General features: G+C 32.9%; 3 protein-coding genes. 1 reads left to right on the forward strand and 2 read right to left on the reverse strand.

Annotated features, from left to right (window positions below; all coding sequences use genetic code 11):
- Both IDG65_RS12490 and IDG65_RS12495 read right to left on the reverse strand, forming a co-directional pair.
- Positions 1-472 (reverse strand): ATP-binding cassette domain-containing protein (locus IDG65_RS12490; protein WP_206174123.1); only part of this gene is annotated, 472 nt, incomplete at its 3' end.
- The gene (locus IDG65_RS12495; RefSeq protein ID WP_000761396.1) at positions 472-1,527 is read right to left on the reverse strand and encodes an ABC transporter permease; all 1,056 of its coding nucleotides are present in this window, start codon (positions 1,525-1,527) and stop codon (positions 472-474) included. The genes IDG65_RS12495 and IDG65_RS12490, both read right to left, overlap by 1 nt.
- A gap of 135 nt (positions 1,528-1,662) precedes the next feature.
- Here IDG65_RS12495 and hssR point away from each other — a divergent pair, with 135 nt between their 5' ends.
- Positions 1,663-2,337: a DNA-binding heme response regulator HssR gene (gene hssR, locus IDG65_RS12500; protein ID WP_000249497.1), complete on the forward strand. Its 675-nt coding sequence runs from the start codon at positions 1,663-1,665 to the stop codon at positions 2,335-2,337.
- Positions 2,338-2,381 lie beyond the last annotated feature (44 nt).

Genomic DNA, 2,381 nt, shown 5'->3' on the forward strand with positions numbered 1-2,381 from the left:
TCATAAATGCTCTCATAATCGCAACACGTTGCTTTTCACCGCCAGATAACTGATGCGGATATACATTCAAGCGATCTTCTAAACCAATATTTTCCAAAAGTTGTATTGCTCTTGTTGAACTTTGTTGTTTGGTCATTCCCGCTTCTTGGCCTACGAGCGTCAATTGCTCTATCACTTTTAAATAAGGAACTAAATGTGAAGATTGAAAAATAAACCCAATATCTTCCAATCGTAAATCACTAGGACGATGCTGTTTATCAAATAATGGCGCATCATTGTAAAGCACTGTACCACTCGTTTGACTTAACAATCCACCTAATATCGTTAGCAATGTTGTTTTCCCAGAACCAGAGGCACCATTTAAAATGACAAATTCCCCTTGTTCCACTTCAAAATTAATACCTTTTAAAACTTTTGTTTCAGACAAACCTTCTCCGAAATTTTTGACGATATCTTTAACAACTAATGCCATTATTCTGCACCTCCAATTGCTTCGATAGGATCCACTTTAAATAATTTGACAAATGATAGTGAGGCACCTAAAATCGCTACTAATATAAATATCCCCACCATCAATAAAATATTTTGCGTTGTTAAATAAAAAGGCATCGTTACAGGCATCATAAATGATAGTCCTACTATGATGATCACAGCAATACCTACCCCAATTATTGTTAGTGTTAAAATTTGTAAAACTAACGCACTCAATAAATGTCTTGTCTTAATACCAATTGCTTTCAAAATGCCGATTTGTGATATTTTTTGAATCGTCATAACATAGAAAAATGCACTTAGAACGATTGCTGTAATAGCAAACAAACTAACAATCATCATATTTAACGGTGCTTGCTCTGCTTGATAACTCGCAATATTACCTGTTAAATCTTTTTCACTCACAACTTGAACGTCATTTATTTTATTAAGCTCATCACGTTGTTGTTGCGTTAAATTTTTCACTGGATAAAATGCCGTATTAACCTTATTCAATGCATTAAATCCGTTATCGTTCAATAGCACAATGGAACTATGCGCATACATTGTGTCGTTTAAAATACCAGAAACTCTATAACTAGTTGAATTATTTTTAAAATGTAATCTATCCCCGACTCTAATGTTGTCTGCAGCTAACTTATCATTAATAGCGACCTCATGAGCATTTTTAGGATAATCACCTTTTTTAAGTTGTATGCGTTGTTGTTTAACGTCATTCATTGTAATCACATCTTGTTCTTTATTAGATAATTTCAATGTTTGAATATTCATTTTATATGGTTCTTGATGAATTACCTTTTTAATTTGATTCTGTTGCGTATCACTAAGTTGCGATTTCTCAATTTGCGGCTCTTTCATTTTTTGAACAACATATTCATCATTATCAAAGTGTTCAAATAACGAAATATTCTCCCTACCAAGCCCTTGAGCTAAACCACTAATAAATAACACCATAATACTTAATAAAAGAATGATTAATGTGATTAAAATATAACGAAATTTGTAAAACATAATCTCTTTTATCGCTAATTTCATATCGATTCACTTCTCCCTATTTCTTCTTTAGCGTCAGTATAAGGTTGAAATATGAACTCAATATGAACAATTGTTTTTTTACGCAAAAATATTTTACATGTATAATAAATGAAAAAGATAAGGGAGTTTATAGCTATGGTGCAATGTCTTGTTGTCGATGACGATCCTCGTATCCTAAATTATATAGCTAGCCATTTACAAACAGAGCACATTGATGCATACACACAACCAAGTGGTGAAGCTGCATTAAAACTTTTAGAAAAACAGCGTGTCGATATTGCAGTGGTAGATATTATGATGGATGGTATGGACGGCTTTCAATTATGTAATACATTAAAAAATGATTATGATATACCAGTTATTATGTTAACAGCGCGGGATGCACTTAGTGATAAAGAGCGTGCGTTTATAAGTGGTACTGACGATTATGTAACCAAACCCTTTGAGGTTAAGGAACTTATTTTTAGAATTCGTGCGGTATTACGTCGATATAATATCAATTCAAATTCAGAAATGACCATTGGCAACTTAACGCTAAACCAATCCTATTTGGAACTCCAAGTATCTAATAAAACGATGACGTTACCGAACAAGGAATTTCAATTATTATTTATGCTTGCAGCACGTCCTAAGCAAATCTTTACTCGTGAACAGATAATAGAAAAAATTTGGGGCTATGATTATGAAGGAGATGAACGAACAGTTGACGTTCATATTAAGCGACTACGCCAAAGATTAAAAAAATTAAATGCCACACTTACAATTGAAACAGTAAGAGGACAAGGCTATAAGGTGGAGAATCATGTTTAAAACACTCTATGCTAGAATTGCGATTTATTCCATTACGGTTATTT

The sequence above is a fragment of the Staphylococcus sp. EG-SA-17 genome (assembly GCF_017151845.1).
Classification (GTDB): Bacteria; Bacillota; Bacilli; order Staphylococcales; family Staphylococcaceae; genus Staphylococcus; species Staphylococcus aureus.